This is a genomic window from Bacillus sp. V3B (assembly GCF_024494465.1).
In the GTDB taxonomy this organism is placed as follows: Bacteria; Bacillota; Bacilli; order Bacillales; family Cytobacillaceae; genus Bacillus_BD.
In genome coordinates, this window is the sequence record NZ_JAETXM010000018.1 from 1 (window position 1) to 21,130 (window position 21,130).

The following is a 21,130-nucleotide window of genomic DNA, read 5'->3' on the forward strand; positions in this document are numbered from 1 at the left end:
AATGAAATGATAATTTTTAAATATCTTCATTTACAGGATTACTTAAACTACATCCATTTAGGAATAGTAATAGTAGCAACGAAAAGAAGATATATTTTTTCCGTTTCCTCATTTTTTCTTCCCCTCTCCTCTTTCTACTTAACTTAACCGGTAGTAACTTGTCCCAGTTATAATCGCTTGCGAAGAAATACTTATGATGTCAACTTTAAACCAATAACTGCTGTTACAATCATTCCAATAAATAAAATCCGTTTCCAGTCCTTTGATTCTCCATAAAATAACATACCGACAAGTGTCCCACCTATCGTTCCAATACCAGTCCAAACTGCATAGGATAACCCCATAGGGAGAGTTTTCATGGCTTGTCCTAGAAAAAAGAAACTGATGAAAAATCCTAAAAACAATATAGAGTATGACTGAATGTTTTTCGATTGATTGACTTTGTTCATCCCTATCACTCCAATCACTTCAAACATACCAGCCAAAACAAGGTACATCCAACTCACTTTATGCCTCACTCTCTTTCTCATCTGATTCTGTGGTGATCAGCTTTAATCCTAATACACCAACTAAGAGTAAAACGATAAAAAATATTTTCATCCAACTAAAGATTTCATCAAACAGAACCATCCCAATTACAACTGTTCCCGCTGTCCCAATTCCTGTAAAAACAGCATACACGGTCGCAACGGGTAATTTCTCTGTAGCTTTTAGTAACACAACAAACGATAAATAAATAACAATCAAAGTCGCAATCCAAGAAATCCAGTTACTCGAATATTTCAATCCCATTACCCACAGTATTTCAAGAATGCCCGCAATAATGACAAGTGCCCAATTCTGATTCATTCTTTGCTCCTCCATGTAAACAGTTCCTCTACCGATCAAACCCGTCCATTTCAGATATCCTTATACTTTTTATTTTTTACTCACCTACTTTTACAAGAAACACATCACCTTCAGTATTTAACTGAAGATCATTTGGAACACGTAAATAAATGACCTGGTCTACACTGCTGAATGAGTGATTAAAAATGGATTCCCCTGTAAATTGACCTACTGGAAAACTAGCACTCGTAATCGACAAACGAATATTTTGTGCTGTTGGAATAATCGTAAGAACATTTCCCTCTAACTCTATTTTATCGGGAATGAGTTTATCAGAAAAATCGATCCCGCCAATCATTAACCCATTAACATAAGTGAAAACTTCTATAAGCTTATCATCATTCATTTTTCTTTCCACAAAAATCCGTGGTCCATACTTACTTCTATATACGATCCTTAACGTTTGATCTTGATAATCATCGAAACGGTTCTTATTTAATAAATACTGATCATCAACCTGCTCAACACTCCCTTTACGAAGATTCATTTCTAATTCATTCATGGCTTCGTCTATCTCCACTTGTCGCATTTTCTCCTTCCCCATCCGATCATCGGAGATAAACAGGAATAAGAATAATAAACCCTTTACTTACTTGAGCAAGTGCCCCGATTAAATAACCAATAGAACTAACGAAGAATACATATAAAATGGTAATCCCTATTCCTAATATAAGCTCCTGTGACCAATTGTGAGAGTGATAAAGCTCTTGTTTAAATAGAATGAACACTAGTACTCTCACCAAATTCCCTGCAAGTATAGCCGTTATGCTCCCCATAATACTAGTTGTTAATAGAAAGAGAATATTAGATAAGCTACTGCTAAGACGATTCGTCACGAACGAAAAATCATGATTACGATACGGTTTTGTCGTGATGGTAATAGCTGTCACAAAAGACCACAACATCGTAAAAATAATCACCAAATCAGCAGAGTAGTATTTTACATCAATACTCATGTTCATGCCGCTTCTTCCCGTTGAAGCAACTCCACCTAATGAAAGAAGGATACCTAATAATTGAATTCCAATAAGTGCACTGAAAGAATCGATATTGGATTTAAGCTTAAACCTATATTGTTTTTTCACCGTTTCTGCTAAATTAGCGGTCGTTAAAGACATCATCAATCCCACCCTTCGTTTCATTTGTTAAGTAGACACAAAGATCACTTGAACGAACAGGTGAAATTTCCACCCCTTCAAGATGTGCCTGAGTGAGTTCAGTCTCGGAATATTCATTTTTCACAACCGCATACATGGTATTGATTCCTACTTGATTCTTGTAAAGAATCTCTTTTTCTCCCGTCCAATTAAGCACTTCTTCTATCGTTCCTTTTATACCAATAGCCCATTCTTTTAACTCAGAAATAGGCATATGCAAATATTTTGTGCCATCTTTGATGAGTAACACTCCTTCTAGCAAATCCTCTATTTCATCTAGATGATGACTTGAAAGAATAATCGTACGAGGATAGGCAATATAATCTTTAAGCAGTGCACGGTAAAAATCATTTCTTACGGCTGCATCCATTCCTGTTGTCGGTTCATCAAAAACCGTTAAGGGACAGCGAGCAGCTAAACCAATGATCATATTAAACGTACTTGTTTCTCCCTTTGAAAGCCGATTGTGATATTCCTTTGGATCAAAGGAAAAATACTCAAACAACCGATGAGCCAATTCCTGATCCCAATTTGGATAAAATTGACTTGCCACATCCAATAATTCGCCTAGCTGTAGGGCTGGAGGGAAACTCATTTGGTCGTCTACAAAAATCGTGTTGACGGAAACGTTTAGGCTATTAAATGGTTTTTCGGAAAAAACATTCATCTCTCCTGCTGTTTCTTTTATAAAACCAGAAATGATTTTAAGTAAAGTTATTTTGCCAGCTCCATTTCGACCAATTAATCCTGTTATTTTATTTTCTTCAATCGAAAAAAAAAGCTTATTTAGCACATTTTTCCTTCCATATCTTTTCATCAAACCTGTACATTCAATCACCTTCATTGTCCGTCCCCCTCGTTACCCGCTTTGTTGATCATGTCAATCAATTCTGTCTTACTAATTTGTAGCCGATTTGCCTCCAAAACTAATTCCTGTACCATGCGTTTTAATGTTTGGTTTTTTCGTTTATTGAGGATCGTTTCTCTTGCTCCATTTGTGACAAACATGCCAAGACCTCGCTTTTTATAGAGGATATTTTCGTCCACTAGAAGATTGAGTCCTTTTGCAGCAGTTGCAGGATTGATCGTATACATTTCAGCTAATTGATATTGTGAATATACCTTATCATCACTCACAAAATGTCCGTTTAATATTTCCGACTCCAGCCACTCTGCAATTTGCACATAAATAGGCTTAGAACTATTCGAATTAAGAATGGTCTCCGCCTCCCTCCAATATAGTGCATTACTGTTGTAATGTAGTATATAATGAATTGGAAACTATTTCAATATTTTATTACTGTAGAATAAAGTTTGATCACATTGATACTAATAACATTAATAAACAAACAATAAAAAAAGCATGTTTTGAAAAAAGATTGGTTTATTTCTTAAAGGTGAATGGATGATTGAGTATCCATTTACTTATGTAGATGATTTAGAAGCATTAAGTGAAGCAAAATAATGGACTAGAGAAACAGAGGGGTTCCACGAAGTTAAAATTTATTTTCATAGTCATGGGAATAACCAATTTGAACTTGGAAGCAATTTTAATTCCAACAGTATATCTAAGTAATTTGGAACAAATATTATAACTATTGAAAATCAAAAGGAGGTGACTATAATGAACGCACAACGAGCACAAGAAATTGCTTCATCCCCAATTATGGCTAATGTAACCTATAATGGAGAAAGCATTTACATTGAGCACGTGGATCAACAAAATGGAACAGCTACAATCCATTCACTTGATGAACCAAATAATAAACAAAATATTTCTGTAACAAGCTTAAATGAACAATAATTTATCAGATATTTTCCCATGAAGCCACCATCCCCTCGGGTGGTGGCTTCATGTTTGATTAAATTCAATTGAAATCTTCTTTAACTATTTATCCCCTCTTCTTAACAAGAAGATCAAAATCTCCTTCTTACAAAACCTTTTCAATAAAAAAATTAATGGAACTTTAATGAAAAATACCCGTCTGCTTAGATAAGGAGGTCTTGAATATGAAATTTCAAAAATCGGCCCTTTACGGGCAGTTGATTCTCCACCTATCTTCTTTGTTATATAAGGATTACAATTCTATTCAAGTTGTTTAATAACTATTTTCATTGACTGGGTAATCCGTTTTAGCAGAATCACTGTGTCCAGGTCCAAAGAGATTTAATACGATAACCCCAATTATAATAAAGGTAATCCCTATAACACTAGCAACATTTATTTTTTCTTTCCAAATTAAAATAGAAATAGCGACAGTCGCTACAGTTCCTAACCCAGACCAAATGGCGTACCCAACATTTAAAGGGATTGTTTTAAGCGATAAGGACAAAAATAAAAGAGAACAAACAAAACTTATAATCAATCCCACAGTAGGGTATATCTTAGAGAATCCTTCAGAAGCTTTCAATAGCGATGTTCCGACCAGTTCACAAATAATGGCCAATATTAAAAATAAATAAGCCATTTTATCAGCCTCCTATTATGTATACTTAATCGTTTAACGAAACATCTGGTGATTAGCCTCCATATTAACAATAATATATCAGACGTTGATTAACCAATACATTATGTAAGCAAATCCCCCAATGCGGAGTCAAGAGAAGGGAAAGAAAAATCAAACCCCTCTTTCATTAATACTTTAGGAACAACATGTTGTCCGTCAAGAACAAGTGCACTTTTTTGTCCAAGTACTAATTTCATAACAAATGAAGGCACCGGTAACCAATGTGGACGATGCAAAACAGCACCAATGGTTTGACCAAAATCCTTCATCGTCTTTGGAAATGGCGATGTGACGTTAACTGGTCCACTTATTTTATCATGATTGATAGCGAACATAATGGCTCGTGTAACATCCATTACATGCACCCAAGACACCCACTGTTGTCCTGAACCAACTGTACCTCCGACAAACAATCTATAGGGTAACACCATCAGGGGAAGGGCTCCACCCTCATTGCCCAACACAACCCCAAATCTCATAAAGACAGTACGGACCCCATGAGCTTCTAAACTTGCTGCTTTCTTTTCCCAATCATGTACAGTCTGAGCAAGAAAGTCATTTGCCATTTCCGATGAATCTTCTGTATATATAGCGTCTACCGATGCAGGATAAATGCCAATTGCACTTCCATTAATAAAAACAGAGGGTTTTTCAGGTAATGCCTTAATGATTCTTATTAACTCGTCTGTTGCGGTCATTCGACTGTCGTAAATTTGTTTCTGATGGCTTGCAGTCCAGCGTCCATCATTTATTGATACGCCTGCAAGATTAATAAATGCCTCTGCACTTTCTATTTTATTTTCTGGAGCATCGGCTTCATTAAGCCACTTTATATACTGTACATTCCCCTCAACCTGTTTCGTCTTCCGTGTTAAAATTATAACTTCATGCCCTTCACCTATAAGGGTATCCATTAATTTCTGCCCAATAAACCCCGAACCTCCAGCAATAACAATTTTCATAACTTCCCCCATCCTACCAATTGTTTATCTATAGGTGACCGCCTTCATGATTCATCAACAATTTTAGCAAATTCTTCAAGTGTCGTTGAATATTTAATATAGATCCGTGGTAAGTAATAGAGTTCATCTTGTATCCCCTTCTCAATGAATGGTCCAGGAGTGGTCGTAAGTCCATACCGATAATACTTCTTTGTTTCTGCTACAACATTATCATTAGTATTTCCATATGGATAAGAAAGAGCGATCACTGGTTTCCCTGTTATTTTTTCAATTTTATCTTTGGATACTTTTAACTCGTATTCATAGTTTTCAATAGTATTTAAATCAGGATGTGTAGCAGTGTGGGACTGAATCGACATAAGTCCTGAATCAACCAGCATTTTTAAATCTGATTGGGATAAACGATTTGGACCCCCAATAAAATCAGAAATAACAAATATGGTACCCATTGGCGTGAAACGCTCATTTTTCAATTTTTGAAAAATAGCAAATGCATTAAGATTGTTTTTGTATCCATCATCAAATGTAATAAAAATAGGTTTATTTACTTTATTTCTATCTTGCCAACGATCAAAAGTTAATAATGTATATCCATGATCACGTAGATACTTCATTTGTTCTTCAAAGTTATTCGGGGTTACATATAACTCTTTAGAACCAGATCCTTGAAACTCGTCAATCGAATGATAAATTAAGATCGGAACTTTTTTTTGTGCAAAAACATTTGTTGGAAGAAAAACGATAAGAAGACAAAGTAAAAACGCAGCAATCTTTTTCATAGAATCCCTCGCTTTTTCACTATTTTTATATCGTATATTCTTCCATCCTCCTCACATTTCTATTATGTTTAGTCCATATATCTACAAAAATTATTCGAATCATTATTTATACTTTTTGTATTTTGGATTCTATTTTCTTATTTTAACGTAGATTCTCATTTATTTGAGCCAAAGTTTTTCCGATCGAATCATGAATAACATATGTCCCATACGAATGATCGTAGGGAGAATCTCCTTTATTGATCAAAACCATGGGTGCCTCTTCCCCTCTATTTTGGGGGAATGTGGAGAAAGGCGTTACCTTTAGGCTAGTACCTAACACCAAAAGGCAATCTGCTTGATTGATCATATGATTAATTGTCTGAAACCCTTCAAGCGTAAACCATTCTCCTGCATCCCCAAACAAAACAACATCTGGTCTTATATAACGGTCTTGTTTAAACTGTGAATCGCAATGGTTACAGATATAGTAATCCACCATTTGATTTAACCGATTCACCATTTCTTCCGTTGAATAGATCTTTCCACAATTCATACAAGAAGCGGTCTTCATAGTCCCATGAAACTCGATGACGTTCTCACTGCCAGCTTTTTGATGAAGACCATCGATATTTTGTGTAATGATATGAGTTACTTTTCCTTCTTTCTCCCATGTTGCAAGAATCTCATGCCCTATGTTTGGAACAGCATCAGGATGATAAAGATTCTCTATAGCAAATTGATAAAATTCCTTGGGATGTTCATAGAAATAATCAAGAGAAAGAATATATTCTGGCGCTTTTTGATAAATTCCAGTACTGGATCGAAAATCCTTAATCCCTGATTCCGTACTAATACCAGCTCCTGTTAAGACAACGATACTTTTAGCCTTTTTAATAAAGTCTGTACATGTTTCAATCATATTATTTTCCATATCCTATAAACTCCTCATATTAAATGATTTTATCTGCTTCTCCTTTTATTTACCTATCTATAGTTTTGATAAAACAGAGGTACACTCAAGAATTTTTTGAAAAAGTGAGACCTTTAACCACAAGCGCTTGACGAAGTTGTTCCATTGCTTTAGGACCATCCCGTGTAATTGCATGACCTCTGCTTCGCTTAACAGAGTTAACTGTTCAAGCTGCAAATATCCAGCTCCTTCGAGTGCCCGATGTGCCGGTTTAGCTAGTTTACTAGGAAGATCACTTTCCATCATGAGATCATTTTGCGTCAACTTGATTTCCCCTTTCATTGATTCGTTAAATTGATTATATATTTTAACCTACTATGTATGAATCACTTCATTCTCTTGCAGACGATTTCTAAATAATAGTATACGGAACAAAAGTCAGAAAAGTTAGACTTTTGTTAAAAATTTGATATAATGAGTATATCATGATAAATAAAGTCCTCAAATATGTACTATAGGCCATTTTATATGTATAATTTAATATCGTGGCCAATACTGGAGACGAATTCTTTCCACATGCTTTCGTACAATTCATTAAGATATACGAAAGGTTTATCTCACCGCTAGAATACTTACCGTACGTATTTTAAAAGAGTTAGTTACATTCATTAAACTATCCATTACTAAAGGAGGATCTTCGATGTATAAAATTAAAGAAAAAGAAAAACTATTCATTTACACTGGACCAGATGGGTCTGGTAGAAAAACAATTTCCAAAATGGTTGCGACCACCTTTGATATGGAGACCGTCCTCTCTTACACGACTCGTCCACCTCGGCACTATGAACAAGATGGCAAAGACTATCATTTTGTTAATGAAGAAGCCTTCAAAAAAATAGAAGAAAAACAAGAGTTTCTTGAAAGTGTCAAAATCGATGGATTCTATTATGGTATTCGTGAACAGGATATAGTCAAAGCATTTGAAACTCATAATCTTGTTTATTTAACTTTGAATCCAGAGGGTACCGAGAAATTAAAAAATATGTATGGTGATCGTGTCATGCGTTTTTTCATTTATGCAGATCGTGATACTGTTTTGAATAGACTTAAGGCACGGGAAGAAAGTGAAAAAGATATCAATCGTCTTATGAACCATTATCATGAAATCATGGACTATAAAAATAATTGTGAACATGCCTTTGAAAACTTTGATTTGCCTCAAGTTTCTTTTCAAATAAGTGAAGTGATTGAAGCTTTTCTAGACAGAGATATCATCATAACAGATTATTAAACGGCTAAAATAAAAACACGAGTGTTGGTTGCTAAACGCTCGTGTTTTTTTACCTTTAATTTTCAACAACCTGTTTCAAACTATTTTGATTCTAAATAAAATGGAGATTACATTCATTTGAAACTGACTATCCTCATATGAACCATACATCAAATAATATACCTCCACATGAAAAATTAAATTGACCTAAATCAATTGATAGATATTTTCATAAGTCAGCCATATTTTCTTATTTAGATCCTATCGTTATTACATCTAACACTATGAAAAAAAGCCCTGCGAAGCAGCAGAGCCATTCATCATTATTCTATTTTCGTAGTAGACAAAATCAATTAGATGAATTAGAAAAAGATAGCTAGCCTTCTGTTTTTTGAACTCTTATTTTACAATTAAAACTGGACAATTTGCTCTTTTTGCCACTTTATGACTGACACTACCTAATACAAACTCTTGGAGCACATTTAACCCCCTACTTCCTAGTATAATAATATCTGCTTTATTACTATTGGCATACTCTACGATTGTTGGTCCCGGTTCTCCGGTCAATATATTAATCTCATATGAAATACCTGATTCTTTCGCCATCATTTCCACTTCTATTATACGTTTTTTTCTTTTGTCACCTAAATCGGCTGAGTTCCAATTGTTTAGTGTTTCAGACTTCGCTCGTTCTGGATCAACAACATAAATAATTTCAACGTTAGAACCTTCACTACATTTCGCAATATGAATAGCATTTTCAACAGCTCTTTTTGAATGTTCGGATCCATCAGTTGCCAATAATATTTTTTTGTACACTTCCTTAACTCCTCCCTTAAATAAGTACTAAGTTTATATATTAATTTTTCATCAACAACAGTTAATCCGTTTAATGTAGAATTATATTTCATTTCCAAAATACGGGTTTATTAAAATAAATGTAATCGATTACATTTATTTTAAACTCAAGAAGTTTTAATTGTAAATTGTTTTTCATAGAAAAATATACTTAGTTTAAACAGTATATTCATTTATCTCCATTTTGAACACTTTCTACACATTATTTAAAGCCCGTAACCTTATAAAAAACAACCCGCTTATATTATAAGTAGGTTGTTTTTTATGCTACTCATTGATCGAAATAAAAGTTTTTCACATTCTCATAATACTAAATTCGCTTGATACTCAGGAGAAACTAGTATTAAACCATTTTTATTTAACAATAAGAACTGGACAATTAACTCTTTTAACAACTTTATGACTCACACTTCCCAGTACCATTTCCTGTAAAGCATTAAGTCCCCTACTTCCAATCACAACTAAGTCGAACTTTTCTTTATTTGCATATTCAACCAGAGAAGGGCCAGGTTCTCCATGTAATATTTTTACTTCATAAGTAAGGTGATTAGATTTTAGCTTTTCTTCAATAGGTAGAAGCCTCTTCCTTCTTTCATATTCTAATGCTTCTTTCCCCTGAGAATGCAAAACTTCATTTTTTGCTTTTGCAAAATCTACAACATATACTACTTCTATCACGGAACCATCATCTAATGATGCCACCTTAATAGCTTCATTCGTAGCTCTCATAGAATGTTCTGATCCGTCTACTGCTAATAAAATCTTATTATACATGTTTATCACTCCATTTAATGAATTAATGTGCAGATAACTTTGCCTCTGGGTCATTAAACACAGCTAATTTATCAACAAGTTTCTTACTCGCTGCATTTAAATTTTTAATCGTTACTGTATTATGATTCTCACGGTATTTGATCACTACTTTATCAATAGCTCCTACTGCTGAGTCATCCCAAATATGAGCTGTAGAAAAATCGATGATAATATTTTTGTTTTCAGCGGTAAAATCAAATGCATCTACAAACCCATCAACAGAGGCAAAAAACAATTGCCCTTCCACATCAAAAACGATTTTCTCTTTTTCCTGGCGTTTCGTTACCTGTATCGTTGAAATCTTAGCAACAAAGAAGATCGCACTTAAAACAACCCCAGCAAGAACCCCTTTTGATAAATCATGTGTCGCAACAACAATAATCACGGTTACCAACATAACAACTGCATCTGTTTTTGGAGCTTTTCTTAAATAAGAGAACGAACTCCAGTCAAATGTACCAACCGATACCATAATCATGATTCCTACAAGAACAGGCATTGGAATTTGTACAACTAAATCACCTAACACAATAATAAGGAAGATTAAACATACACCTGCAACTAAAGTAGATAATCTACCTCGTCCACCGGACTTTACATTAATGACAGATTGTCCAATCATAGCACATCCAGCCATTCCACCAAAGAAACCAGTAATGAAATTGGCAATTCCTTGTCCTCTAGATTCTTGGTTCTTATTACTTTCTGTTCCGGTCATATCATCTACAATCGATGCTGTCAGTAAGCTTTCTAACAAACCTACAATCGCTAAAGAAATGGCATATGGAAAAATAATAGCAAGTGTTTCAAGTGTAAATGGAACGTTAGGAATAAAAAACGACGGCAGTGACTGTGTAATAGTCCCTAAATCACCCACTGTTCGCAACTCAAAATTCGAAAAAACCGCAACAATGGTTAACAAAACAATGGCAATTAACGGTGCAGGAATAGTCTTGAAAAATCTTGGTACGATATACACGATTAATAATGTAATCGCAACAAATACATACGTCATATTGGAGATCCCAATAAAGTGTGGAACCTGAGACATGAAAATTAAAATACCTAAGGCGTTAACAAATCCAATCATGACGGCTCTTGGGATAAATTTCATTAATTTTGCTACTTTAAATACGCCAAAAAGCACTTGGATGATTCCTGTTAATATGGTGGCTGCAAATAAAAACTCCACTCCATGGTCCCTTACTAAAGGAACCATTAATAATGCCATCGCACCCGTTGCAGCTGAAATCATTCCGGGTCTTCCCCCAGCAAAAGCAATAATAACTGCTATAATAAAAGAAGCATATAATCCAACCATCGGATCTACTCCTGCTATAATAGAAAATGCTATCGCTTCTGGAATTAGCGCTAGCGCTACAACAAGCCCAGAAAGGATATCTCCTCTAACATTTGAAAACCATTCTTTTTTTATCTTTTCAACCACTTTCATATACCCCCAAATCTATATTTTTGATTCATAAAAAATCAGCCCTTAAGACACAACTGAAATAGTTTATCACCTTTTGAACCAAATTGGAACCTTTTTGAGACTTTTTTAAAATAAAAATTGATTTCAAAGATAATCCTATTTTTCTCGAAACTAGAATATTAATACCAATAATAGATCAGGGACTCATTTTGGAGTTCGACAATCAATAAAAGAAGGGAGCGTTAATCGCTCCAAAATCGAATTATTTTGGAACTAATTATCTATACGTATTTTATATAATAAAGGGATTGAACGAGTAATCATTCTAAATACTCTTTTAAAAAATACTGTCAATTGAACTGAGTAACAATCCTTAAAAAGCCAGAGAAGGAGACTTGGTACTCAATGGGCAAAATAAAACTGACTTTATAATCGTAAAGTCAGTTTTTAATTATTGATCGTAAACCTTTCAATGAACATGTATTATATTTCCATTATAATGGGTAAAATCATCGGTCTACGACCGGTTTTTTGAAATAGAAATGGTTGAGTATCTTCTATTACTCTTTTTTTCATCTCTGTCCATCCCTTCATTCCTTCGCTCAATTGAGACATAATATTATCCAAAATAAGCTCCTCAAGTTCTTTTAAAAGCTCACCTGATTCCCTTACATAAACAAACCCTCTTGTTACGATTGCAGGGCGGTTAATAAGCTTTTTCTCTTTTCGATCTATATTCATTGTAATAATGATCAGACCCTCTTGCGATAAGATTCTGCGATCCCGTAATACAATATTACCAATATCCCCTATCCCGCTTCCATCTACATATACAGGCTGAGCAGGGATTTTACCGACCATCTGCGCACGTTGAGAGGATAGTTCTAATACATCTCCATTATCTAAAATAAAACAATTGTCGGTGGGTACTCCACAGTCAACAGCTAACTTTACATGGGCTTGAAGCATATGATACTCTCCATGAATAGGAAAAAAGTATTTGGGATTTAATAAACGAATCATTAACTTTTGTTCTTCTTGTTTTCCATGTCCAGAGGTATGTATTTCGCTGATCTTATGATGAATAACGTTGCCACCAGCACGATAGATCAAATCAGTTACTCGATTAACACTTATTTCATTTCCTGGAATTGGGGATGAAGAGAAAATAAAGGTATCTCCCCGAATAATTTTAACATGACGGTGATTTCCATTAGCGATTCGAGATAACGCAGCCATTGGCTCTCCTTGGCTTCCTGTACAAATAATTGTCACATCCTTACTTGGAGTTCGGCCAATTTCATTCACACTAATAAATGCACTTTCTGGCGCCACTATATATCCTAATTTCCTTCCAATTTCAATCGTTTTTTCCATACTCCGCCCAATTATTGCTATTTTTCGTTTGTATTCTACGGATGATTTCACAACTTGCTGGATACGATCAATGTTAGAAGCAAACGTAGCAAAAATAATTCTTCCATCTACTGTCCGAAAAATATCGGCAATTGCTTCCCCTACTCTTTTTTCTGATATAGAAAATCCAGGAATTTCACTATTTGTACTATCTGACAATAAACAAAGTACCCCTTCTCTTCCTATTTCTGCAATTTTATAAAAATCCGTTTCCCTACCCGTTGGTGTTAAATCGAACTTAAAATCTCCTGTGTGGACGATATTTCCTTCATCAGTCGTGATGACCACACCAAAGGAATCTGCAATACTATGTGTAGTACGAAAAAAACGTATTTTAATATGATCAAATTGCACAACAGTATCATTATCTATTTTTTGGAATTCAACACCTTTGATTCGATGTTCTTCCAACTTGCCTTTCATTAATTCTACTGCAAAATCCCCTCCATATACCGGAACCCGTACATCACGAAGTAGAAATGGTATTCCTCCAATATGATCTTCATGTCCATGAGTGATAAAAATCCCTTTGAGTTTCTCCTGATTCCGTTTAAGGTAGGTATAGTCCGCTAATACATAATCAATTCCGAATAGTTCATTGTCAGGAAACTTAATTCCACAATCTACAAGGACCATTTCATTTTTATACTCAATGACATAAGTATTTTTACCAATTTCACCGAGTCCCCCTAATGCAACTATTTTAATACCGTTCTTTATACCATTCATATAGCCAACTCCTAATATAAATAATGTGTTATATAACCAAGCTAATAGGTTAAAGCTTGCTATTCTAGAAAAGATAGTAAAACTCTCCGAATACGTGTTTATGCAACAACCCTCTCAACGGGTTCACTTCCTCAAATATGAGAAATCCGTTACTTACTTTTTCTAACGTTTTATACCTTTTTATTTTTTGACTTTTAGCTCCCATAAAAGTCGGGTCGATAGTGAATAAAAAGAGTGTAACATCATTTATCCCTAAAATGAACTGTTTTGAAACTTTTTAATAAAAAAACGTCTCTACATCTTGTAGAAACGTCCATGTTATTTGAAGGAGATATATATTAATGAAATAATCGTCCCCAGTTAATTTATATAAAATGCTATCATTATTCCAATTATTATTTTCATCATTATTTCATCTTATTATTTTACCTTCCTTAGTCTAGGTTTTCCCGGATCACAATTAGGCTTTTCTAAATTTGCCGATTCAGCGAGTTTCATTAAATAATAGCATTCTTCACGTGACATATGATCGGCCATTAAAGGAGAGAATATTCCAAGTGCCTGTGCACTAAGTTCTAATTCCGCTAATTCATGGAGAAAATGCTTAAATAATTTCATTTCTAAAGTAACATCTACATTCATCTTTTCTAATGCAGGAAAAGTAGATAAATGAGTTCGTAAATATCCAGACATTTCTACTGCTTTTAAATAAAAATCTTCAAAATGATTCGTATATTGATTACTTTTCTCTTTTAATCGTTTTTCAACATGATCCAAATTGGATGATATGGCACCTGCATGTCCGGCGGCATCTAACAGCCAAACCAAATGGTGATGGAGTTCATGATAAACGGGAGGAATTTGATTAGACTTAAAATACTTTAGTAGCCTTACATACTCTTCCAATTCGTTCACCATATGATTAATAAATGTTGGAGAAAGCTGTATTTTAATTTTACCTAACAAATGTTTTTTAATTAAGTTTAGTTTAAATTCACGAAGTTTTAACGTTTCTTTTTCTGCCGCAATAGTCAGCTGTGAAATGTCTGCCGAATTAACTTGATTAAGGAGAGTGTCAAATATTTGAATAAATTCAGATGCCATTCTAATGTTTTCTTGTTCTACGGGGGCTAAGGACTCATAGATAAAACGGGAATGATCCCCTAAGATTTGCAGCCAAAACTGATGCTCAAATGTTGCTACGTTCTCGAATGAATGATTCATTTACTCTCCTCCAAATGTTAAAATAATGAACCCTTTTATCATTTTTATTTTAACAAGGATATACATATGAGCAAAAACGGAAAAACCCCGTTTAAAAGGAACGATAAAAAACTGACCCAAGAGAATTGGATCAGTTTTTTATCATTAATAATAGAATATATTTACCTTATTACATTTCTCACATGTTTCATAATATTGATTACCTTTAAAATGGTGATCGCAATTTTGTTGAATTTCTTTTAAACAAGACTCCAAAAACGCAATATGGTTTTTTAATTGATTGATTTCTTGTTCAATTTTTTCGGTATTCACTTTTATACCTCCCAAGAAGTTACTGATAAATGCTACCGCCAGATTTCTTAAACTCTTGAGCCTTTTCTTTCATACCTATCTCAATCGCTTCCGCCGTATCAAGTTTATTTTCTTTCGCAAAATTACGAATGTCTTGGGAAATTCTCATGCTGCAGAACTTCGGTCCACACATAGAACAGAAATGGGCTGTTTTTGCACCTTCTGCAGGTAACGTTTCATCATGATACTCAATTGCACGTTCAGGATCTAAAGCTAAATGAAACTGATCTCTCCAACGGAATTCAAAACGAGCTTTTGATAAAGCATCATCTCTCTTTTGTGCTCCTGGATGTCCTTTTGCCAAGTCAGCAGCATGTGCAGCAATTTTATACGTAATAACGCCTTCACGAACGTCATCTCTATTTGGCAGACCTAAATGCTCTTTTGGTGTTACATAACAAAGCATCGCCGTACCATACCAACCAATCATGGCAGCTCCAATAGCAGATGTAATGTGATCATAACCAGGAGCGATATCCGTCGTAAGAGGTCCGAGTGTATAGAACGGTGCTTCTTGACACACTTCTAGTTGTTTATCCATATTTTCTTTAATTAAATGCATTGGTACGTGTCCAGGTCCTTCAACCATTACCTGTACATCATGCTGCCAAGCAATTTTTGTTAACTCTCCAAGAGTCTCTAATTCTGCAAACTGCGCTTCATCATTTGCATCTGCAATAGACCCAGGACGTAAACCATCTCCTAAAGAGAATGCAACATCATAAGATTTCATGATTTCACAGATTTCTTCAAAGTGAGTATATAGAAAGCTTTCTTGGTGGTGGTGTAAGCACCATTGTGCCATGATCGACCCACCGCGGGATACAATACCTGTTACACGTTTTGCTGTTAATGGAACATAGCGTAAAAGAACACCAGCATGAATGGTGAAATAATCAACACCTTGCTCTGCTTGTTCAATCAAGGTATCACGGTAAACTTCCCAAGTAAGATCTTCAGCAACACCATTCACTTTCTCCAGAGCTTGATAAATTGGGACAGTACCGACTGGAACAGATGAGTTTCGAATAATCCATTCTCGTGTTGTATGAATATGTTTACCTGTTGATAGATCCATAATATTATCAGCACCCCAACGCGTGGCCCAGGTCATTTTTTCAACCTCTTCTTCGATAGAAGACGAAACAGCAGAATTGCCAATATTCGCATTAATTTTGACATGAAAATTTCGTCCTATTATCATCGGTTCTGCTTCTGGATGATTGATATTAGAAGGAATAATAGCTCGACCCCTTGCAACTTCATCACGCACAAATTCAGGTTTCATATTTTCCCTTAATGCGATAAATTCCATTTCAGGAGTGATGATTCCTTTTTTGGCATAGTGAAGCTGTGTAACATTTTTTCCTTTTTTAGCGCGTAAGGGTTTACGTTGTAAACCAGGAAACACATTATGATTGGCACGAGGATCATTTTCATCATTGTACCCATTATCTTCCGCTTTAATTTCTCGACCTTCATACTCCTCAACATCTGCACGTTCATGAATCCATGTGCTTCGAATAGCAGGAAGACCTTTTGTAATATCAACTACATAATTGGGATCCGTATAAGGACCACTTGTATCATATACGCGGACTGGAAGGTTTTCCTCTTCTCCAAACGTACCCGTTGTCGGACTTAATTCAATTTCACGCATCGGCACTTTAATATCAGGTCTTGAACCTGTTACATATACTTTTTTACTACCTGGAAAACTAGACATGATGGAAATGTTTTTTTCGTGTAATGAAGCCTTTGACATAATAAATCTCTCCCTTTTTTTGAATGTAGAGGACGAGACATGAAACATAGCAAGTGGTAAAGCTCATAGAAGCACATAAAAAAGCCGGGTCCATAAATGGTTGGACCCGGCTAATATGTATGCAGAAGTTGTTTTGTCTTAAAATTATGCTAACTTCCCCACGCTGGTATGATCCAGATCAGGTCCCAAGAGTCAAGAAACTTCAACGTGTTTCTTTCTCAGCCCAACTTATTGGACTCCCCTAGTTATTTCTATTAAGTTTCTATCAAATTATATTAGAGTCTATAGAAAAATACAATACATAATTTTATTTATTTTTATTTTTTTTAGAAATTTCAATGTATTTTTTTGTGAGAGAGCTCCTAAAAGGAGACTCACTCATTTTTCATTTCAAGCTTTAAACCGAATCAATATCAATATACTTTGGTACAACCAGTCCGTTCTTCGTCCCATGAAAATTTCGTCCGAGGTCAACTAAATCAGCTTTATAGGTACTGTAGTCTTCAATATGAGTACTTGGAAGCCATGCACCAAACGTATGCCCTGTTACTTTTAAAATTTCTTTCTTTGTTTTACCCTGCTCCAATAAATCAATGGCAGCTTTAGGAGATTTGCCAAAAACCTTTGAGACATTCCTGACTTCTACATATGGATTCATCAAGTCACCTCATTTGATTAATTTTCTATATTTAATTAATTTTCTATACCATATTTAGTTTCTCCTATCATTATCCTTATATGAAAATCCCTAAAGAAAAAGTGGAAATGGTATAAGAACCTTGAATAATCTGATACTCTCAAAAAGATCCTAAAGAAGACCTCCATCAGTGGGGTTTTACTGTCCATTAAGAGTGGGATAAAGGATGATAAGATACAAATTAGGATTAGAACTACAAAAAGGATATGAAACCTTCTCTTTTTAGACAAAAAGTTTCATATCCTTTTACTCTTTTATAAAAAAGTTTTATTATTAATAAATTATACTTTTCTTCTAATCCCTACTTACTAAAAAAGCATCTCCGTTTATTGCAGAAACACATTCGTTTAGAACTACCATAAGTTCCAGTAAAAAATAACGAGGTAAATGACTATCCACTCAAATATTGAATGATTAAGGAGGAATTTGATGTTAAAGAAATATCTATTCGTTTTTTTTACTATACTAACTCTTTTAATAGCGACCGGATGTACAGAGGCACCTAATGAAAATACTGAGTTAAGCACAGCAACAAGTGAGAATTCAAAAGAAGAGCCGAATGCTGGACATGAAATGAAAGTTCATTATATTGATGTTGGACAGGCAGATTCTACTCTTATTCAATACTCTGGAGACGGGGAGGAATATACAATTCTCATTGATGCTGGTAACTTTAACAGTACAAATGTAAGTAGTTATCTTCAATCCCAAAATATCAATCAAATTGACATTGCCATCGGTACGCATCCAGATGCAGACCACATTGGACAACTTGACCAGGTGGTTAATACATTTGACGTTGACGAGGTTTGGTTGTCAGGCAATGCTAGTACATCCCAAACCTTTCAAGATGTATTATCTGCCATCGACTCTAAAGGTATAGAGTACCATGAACCTAGAATGGGTGAAGAATATGATATTGGTCCTTTAGAGGTAGAAATTCTATATCCTAGAGTAATTACTGGTAAGAGCAATGAAGAATCTATATCGTTAAAAATGACATATGGAAATGTTCGATTTGTTTTTACAGGAGATGCTGCTCAGGAAAATGAATTGGAAATGGTGAATAGTGGATCCGATTTAAAAGCAGAAATCCTTCATTTAGGACATCATGGTTCAAACACATCTACGAATCAAGTTTTTTTAAATGCGGTCAATCCAGAAGTAGCCATTTATAGTGCTGGAGAAGATAACCAATATGGTCATCCTCATGCAGAAGTTGTAAATCTAGTTCGAAATTCCGGGATTAAATTATATGGAACAGATGTTAACGGCACGATTATTGTAACCACTGACGGGAAAGGTTACAGTATTGAAACAAAAGAAAATGGGACAATCTCTCCTTCTTCTGTAGCAGAAACACCGGAGGAAAATCCTGTAGATTCTGAATCAAATAACGCAATGAATCCACCTGCCATCAATGGGAACTGCATCGATATTAACACAGCTTCAATTGAACAAGTACAAAACATTATCCATATTGGTCCTGCTCGAGCACAAGATTTAGTCAATTTGCGTCCATTTAATTCGGTAGATGATTTATCTAAAATAGATGGTATTGGTCCTGCAAAAATGAAAGATATTTTAGCACAAGGGTTAGCTTGTGTAGGAGGGTGAATGACATGAAAGGTTACTTAGATCGCATTGAGGAAAATAAATTAGCCGTTATTCTTGTTGAAGATTTAAATCGAGAATTTTTCGTTCCTATACAAGAATTACCTGAAGGAAGTAAACCACAAACTTGGTTTGACCTTGTTATCGTCCAAGATAACATCACTTCAATCCATATTAATCATGAAGCTACCACTTCCGAACAAGAAAAAGTTAGTAACATGTTAGCTAAACTTCGTTCAAAAAGTAAAGCTAGTAAATTTAAAAGAAAAAAATGATCATTATTATATATACGCATTTGTCATAAAAGTTTATTTTTGGTTCACCTCCCCTTTACTTGCACATATAATGTACTGAAAGGAGAGGTGACAGCATGGATCGATTTATTTTTTTAATGTTAGCTAGTATTTTAGCTGGTTTTGCATTATTAAAGGTTCCTTTAGCAGGTACTTTCTTAGCAAGTTTAGAGCCAATCACTACCTTAATCGGGATTTTAGCTATTGTAATCTTCTCCCTTTTTCTACTATTTAAAGGTTTAATGGCATTACTGGGCAAGTAAAAAGAAGGTAAGACTCAAATTAAATCTGAGTCTTACCTTCTTTTTGATTTTCTTCCTATCAAACCTTAATTACCTGCAAGTTAAACTCCTTTTCAACATATAAATATATAAGTCCAGCTTAATTTTTCGACATAGTATAGAAACGGTCGGCCAACCTCCTTTCACTTCGCTGTTATTACTACGTACATATCCCTGCTATACGAACCTCACTATCTATCGTGATGACAATCATTACGAATAAAAAATATTGGGAGTGAATGGTATGAAAGAACTTGTAGGCACCTGCTGTGAATGTGGCAAAAATCTTTATTGTTTGGATGGCTTTTTCAATGGTGTATTAACAGCGGGAGGAAAAACGATATGTTTTGATTGCACCAAACAAAAAGAAAAATCCGCAAATCAACTGCGGATTTAACTATTTAAAGTGAACAGTCTCATTTCAAAAAAGAAAACTAGTTCCTTAATCATTCAACAATATTCAAATCAATTTTCAATAATCTTATGTATGTCTGCCCAATGGATAACTCGGGGTAACTCCAAATATCGATTATAAGATTGGTCTTTCACAACCACCTTTAGTGAATCATGAATAAGTGTATTAAGAACGGCCGGTTTATCATCAAAATAATAATCCAACTCCAATTCTTGAATAATTTCAACCTTCTCTTCATCTTTCATACCGTAGAAAAACTGATCATCTCGAACGGGAAACCCCTGTTCTTTTAACCATTTCTTCGTCCGTTCTCCATGTTCTTTTGGCCTTGAGGTTATATAGTAGATTTCATGTCCTTCATTTTCTAATGCTTGTAACGTTTCAACCGCATCCGGAAAAGGTGGACAAGTGGTATAATAAATCTCCTCTAATGAACCATCCCACATTTCTTTCCCTTGTTGATCCGTTAATCCAAATGGTTCATGGATTTCAACTCTATTTAATGCATGAAAAACATCAAGAGCCACATTTTGTTCCAGTTTTTTATTATAAATGTGAAAAGCATGTTCTCTTAGATTAATTAAAGTATCATCAATATCAAAACCAAATTTCATATTTATATCCCTCTTTATATTAGATTGCTGATTCTATTTAGAGTTAACGTTCTTATTTCTTCAACTAGCTATGTTAATAATTATTATTGATAAATAGCCTTTCAAATAAAGAAGACTTCCATCAGTGGGAGTTTTTCTTCATCCTCCAGTCGCCCTTATCGGACCTTTACGGG

The 21,130-nt window shown here is 34.7% G+C and carries 26 protein-coding genes and 1 riboswitch; of the genes, 6 read left to right on the forward strand and 20 right to left on the reverse strand.

Features of this window, described 5'->3' with window-relative positions; translation table 11 throughout:
• Window positions 1–191: 191 nt before the first annotated feature.
• The 6 genes from JMM81_RS16850 to JMM81_RS16875 all read right to left on the reverse strand — a co-directional run bounded on the left by JMM81_RS16850 (window position 192) and on the right by JMM81_RS16875 (window position 3,263).
• Window positions 192–506, reverse strand: a complete 315-nt coding sequence (locus JMM81_RS16850; RefSeq protein ID WP_256242729.1) for a DMT family transporter — start codon at window positions 504–506, stop codon at window positions 192–194.
• Window position 507: 1 nt separating this feature from the next.
• Window positions 508–849, reverse strand: coding sequence for a DMT family transporter (locus tag JMM81_RS16855; protein ID WP_256242730.1), 342 nt, complete (start codon window positions 847–849; stop codon window positions 508–510).
• A 76-nt stretch (window positions 850–925) separates the two neighbouring features.
• A complete protein-coding gene (locus tag JMM81_RS16860; RefSeq protein WP_256242731.1) occupies window positions 926–1,417 on the reverse strand; it encodes a hypothetical protein in 492 nt (163 codons plus the stop codon).
• Between the two features lie 19 nt (window positions 1,418–1,436).
• The gene (locus JMM81_RS16865; RefSeq protein ID WP_256242732.1) at window positions 1,437–2,009 is read right to left on the reverse strand and encodes a hypothetical protein; all 573 of its coding nucleotides are present in this window, start codon (window positions 2,007–2,009) and stop codon (window positions 1,437–1,439) included.
• Window positions 1,987–2,889, reverse strand: a complete 903-nt coding sequence (locus JMM81_RS16870) for an ATP-binding cassette domain-containing protein (protein WP_256242733.1) — start codon at window positions 2,887–2,889, stop codon at window positions 1,987–1,989. The genes JMM81_RS16865 and JMM81_RS16870 overlap by 23 nt, the downstream gene beginning before the upstream one ends.
• Window positions 2,886–3,263: a GntR family transcriptional regulator gene (locus JMM81_RS16875; RefSeq protein ID WP_256242804.1), complete on the reverse strand. Its 378-nt coding sequence runs from the start codon at window positions 3,261–3,263 to the stop codon at window positions 2,886–2,888. Before JMM81_RS16875 ends, JMM81_RS16870 begins: the two co-directional genes overlap by 4 nt.
• Before the next feature lie 406 nt (window positions 3,264–3,669).
• Between JMM81_RS16875 and JMM81_RS16880 the strand changes: the two genes are divergently transcribed.
• Window positions 3,670–3,849, forward strand: a complete 180-nt coding sequence (locus JMM81_RS16880) for a small acid-soluble spore protein H (RefSeq protein WP_256242734.1) — start codon at window positions 3,670–3,672, stop codon at window positions 3,847–3,849.
• A 295-nt stretch (window positions 3,850–4,144) separates the two neighbouring features.
• Here the strand turns inward: JMM81_RS16880 and JMM81_RS16885 are convergent, their stop codons facing one another.
• The 5 genes from JMM81_RS16885 to JMM81_RS16905 all read right to left on the reverse strand — a co-directional run bounded on the left by JMM81_RS16885 (window position 4,145) and on the right by JMM81_RS16905 (window position 7,509).
• Window positions 4,145–4,513, reverse strand: a complete 369-nt coding sequence (locus JMM81_RS16885; protein ID WP_256242735.1) for a DMT family transporter — start codon at window positions 4,511–4,513, stop codon at window positions 4,145–4,147.
• Window positions 4,514–4,614: 101 nt separating this feature from the next.
• Window positions 4,615–5,514 (reverse strand): TIGR01777 family oxidoreductase, encoded by a 900-nt coding sequence (locus JMM81_RS16890; RefSeq protein ID WP_256242736.1) that lies wholly within the window; start codon window positions 5,512–5,514, stop codon window positions 4,615–4,617.
• A 44-nt stretch (window positions 5,515–5,558) separates the two neighbouring features.
• Window positions 5,559–6,293, reverse strand: a complete 735-nt coding sequence (locus JMM81_RS16895; protein ID WP_256242737.1) for a polysaccharide deacetylase family protein — start codon at window positions 6,291–6,293, stop codon at window positions 5,559–5,561.
• Window positions 6,294–6,435: 142 nt separating this feature from the next.
• A complete protein-coding gene (locus tag JMM81_RS16900) occupies window positions 6,436–7,206 on the reverse strand; it encodes an NAD-dependent protein deacylase (protein ID WP_256242738.1) in 771 nt (256 codons plus the stop codon).
• 57 nt (window positions 7,207–7,263) lie between these two features.
• Window positions 7,264–7,509, reverse strand: coding sequence for a helix-hairpin-helix domain-containing protein (locus JMM81_RS16905; RefSeq protein WP_309143503.1), 246 nt, complete (start codon window positions 7,507–7,509; stop codon window positions 7,264–7,266).
• A gap of 376 nt (window positions 7,510–7,885) precedes the next feature.
• Here JMM81_RS16905 and JMM81_RS16910 point away from each other — a divergent pair, with 376 nt between their 5' ends.
• Window positions 7,886–8,476 (forward strand): guanylate kinase, encoded by a 591-nt coding sequence (locus tag JMM81_RS16910; RefSeq protein WP_256242739.1) that lies wholly within the window; start codon window positions 7,886–7,888, stop codon window positions 8,474–8,476.
• A gap of 378 nt (window positions 8,477–8,854) precedes the next feature.
• Here the strand turns inward: JMM81_RS16910 and JMM81_RS16915 are convergent, their stop codons facing one another.
• The 8 genes from JMM81_RS16915 to JMM81_RS16950 all read right to left on the reverse strand — a co-directional run bounded on the left by JMM81_RS16915 (window position 8,855) and on the right by JMM81_RS16950 (window position 17,701).
• The gene (locus JMM81_RS16915) at window positions 8,855–9,274 is read right to left on the reverse strand and encodes a universal stress protein (RefSeq protein ID WP_256242740.1); all 420 of its coding nucleotides are present in this window, start codon (window positions 9,272–9,274) and stop codon (window positions 8,855–8,857) included.
• A 393-nt stretch (window positions 9,275–9,667) separates the two neighbouring features.
• Window positions 9,668–10,087 (reverse strand): universal stress protein, encoded by a 420-nt coding sequence (locus JMM81_RS16920; RefSeq protein ID WP_256242741.1) that lies wholly within the window; start codon window positions 10,085–10,087, stop codon window positions 9,668–9,670.
• A gap of 22 nt (window positions 10,088–10,109) precedes the next feature.
• Window positions 10,110–11,573 carry a SulP family inorganic anion transporter gene (locus JMM81_RS16925; RefSeq protein ID WP_256242742.1) on the reverse strand — a complete coding sequence of 488 codons (1,464 nt, stop codon included), beginning with the start codon at window positions 11,571–11,573 and terminating at the stop codon, window positions 10,110–10,112.
• Window positions 11,574–12,041: 468 nt separating this feature from the next.
• Entirely contained in the window at window positions 12,042–13,703 is a 1,662-nt protein-coding gene (rnjA, locus tag JMM81_RS16930; RefSeq protein ID WP_256242743.1) for a ribonuclease J1, read from the reverse strand.
• A gap of 420 nt (window positions 13,704–14,123) precedes the next feature.
• The gene (locus JMM81_RS16935) at window positions 14,124–14,927 is read right to left on the reverse strand and encodes a DUF2935 domain-containing protein (protein WP_256242744.1); all 804 of its coding nucleotides are present in this window, start codon (window positions 14,925–14,927) and stop codon (window positions 14,124–14,126) included.
• 144 nt (window positions 14,928–15,071) lie between these two features.
• Complete coding sequence (locus JMM81_RS16940; protein ID WP_256242745.1) at window positions 15,072–15,239, reverse strand: serine protease; 168 nt, start codon at window positions 15,237–15,239, stop codon at window positions 15,072–15,074.
• A 19-nt stretch (window positions 15,240–15,258) separates the two neighbouring features.
• On the reverse strand, window positions 15,259–17,043 hold the full coding sequence (gene thiC, locus JMM81_RS16945) for a phosphomethylpyrimidine synthase ThiC (RefSeq protein WP_256242746.1): 1,785 nt from the start codon (window positions 17,041–17,043) through the stop codon (window positions 15,259–15,261).
• A gap of 138 nt (window positions 17,044–17,181) precedes the next feature.
• Window positions 17,182–17,296, reverse strand: a riboswitch (TPP riboswitch).
• Between the two features lie 144 nt (window positions 17,297–17,440).
• On the reverse strand, window positions 17,441–17,701 hold the full coding sequence (locus JMM81_RS16950) for a hypothetical protein (RefSeq protein WP_256242747.1): 261 nt from the start codon (window positions 17,699–17,701) through the stop codon (window positions 17,441–17,443).
• Between the two features lie 468 nt (window positions 17,702–18,169).
• On the opposite strand from JMM81_RS16950, the gene JMM81_RS16955 reads away from it, so the two are divergent.
• The 4 genes from JMM81_RS16955 (at window position 18,170) to JMM81_RS16970 (ending at window position 20,325) form a co-directional block, all read left to right on the forward strand.
• Window positions 18,170–19,357, forward strand: coding sequence for an MBL fold metallo-hydrolase (locus JMM81_RS16955; RefSeq protein ID WP_256242748.1), 1,188 nt, complete (start codon window positions 18,170–18,172; stop codon window positions 19,355–19,357).
• A gap of 5 nt (window positions 19,358–19,362) precedes the next feature.
• The gene (locus JMM81_RS16960; RefSeq protein ID WP_256242749.1) at window positions 19,363–19,629 is read left to right on the forward strand and encodes a DUF3006 domain-containing protein; all 267 of its coding nucleotides are present in this window, start codon (window positions 19,363–19,365) and stop codon (window positions 19,627–19,629) included.
• A gap of 95 nt (window positions 19,630–19,724) precedes the next feature.
• Window positions 19,725–19,910, forward strand: a complete 186-nt coding sequence (locus JMM81_RS16965) for a hypothetical protein (protein WP_256242750.1) — start codon at window positions 19,725–19,727, stop codon at window positions 19,908–19,910.
• A gap of 262 nt (window positions 19,911–20,172) precedes the next feature.
• Entirely contained in the window at window positions 20,173–20,325 is a 153-nt protein-coding gene (locus JMM81_RS16970) for a hypothetical protein (RefSeq protein WP_256242751.1), read from the forward strand.
• Window positions 20,326–20,393: 68 nt separating this feature from the next.
• Here the strand turns inward: JMM81_RS16970 and JMM81_RS16975 are convergent, their stop codons facing one another.
• Window positions 20,394–20,975 carry a 5' nucleotidase, NT5C type gene (locus JMM81_RS16975; protein ID WP_256242805.1) on the reverse strand — a complete coding sequence of 194 codons (582 nt, stop codon included), beginning with the start codon at window positions 20,973–20,975 and terminating at the stop codon, window positions 20,394–20,396.
• Between the last annotated feature and the right edge of the window lie 155 nt (window positions 20,976–21,130).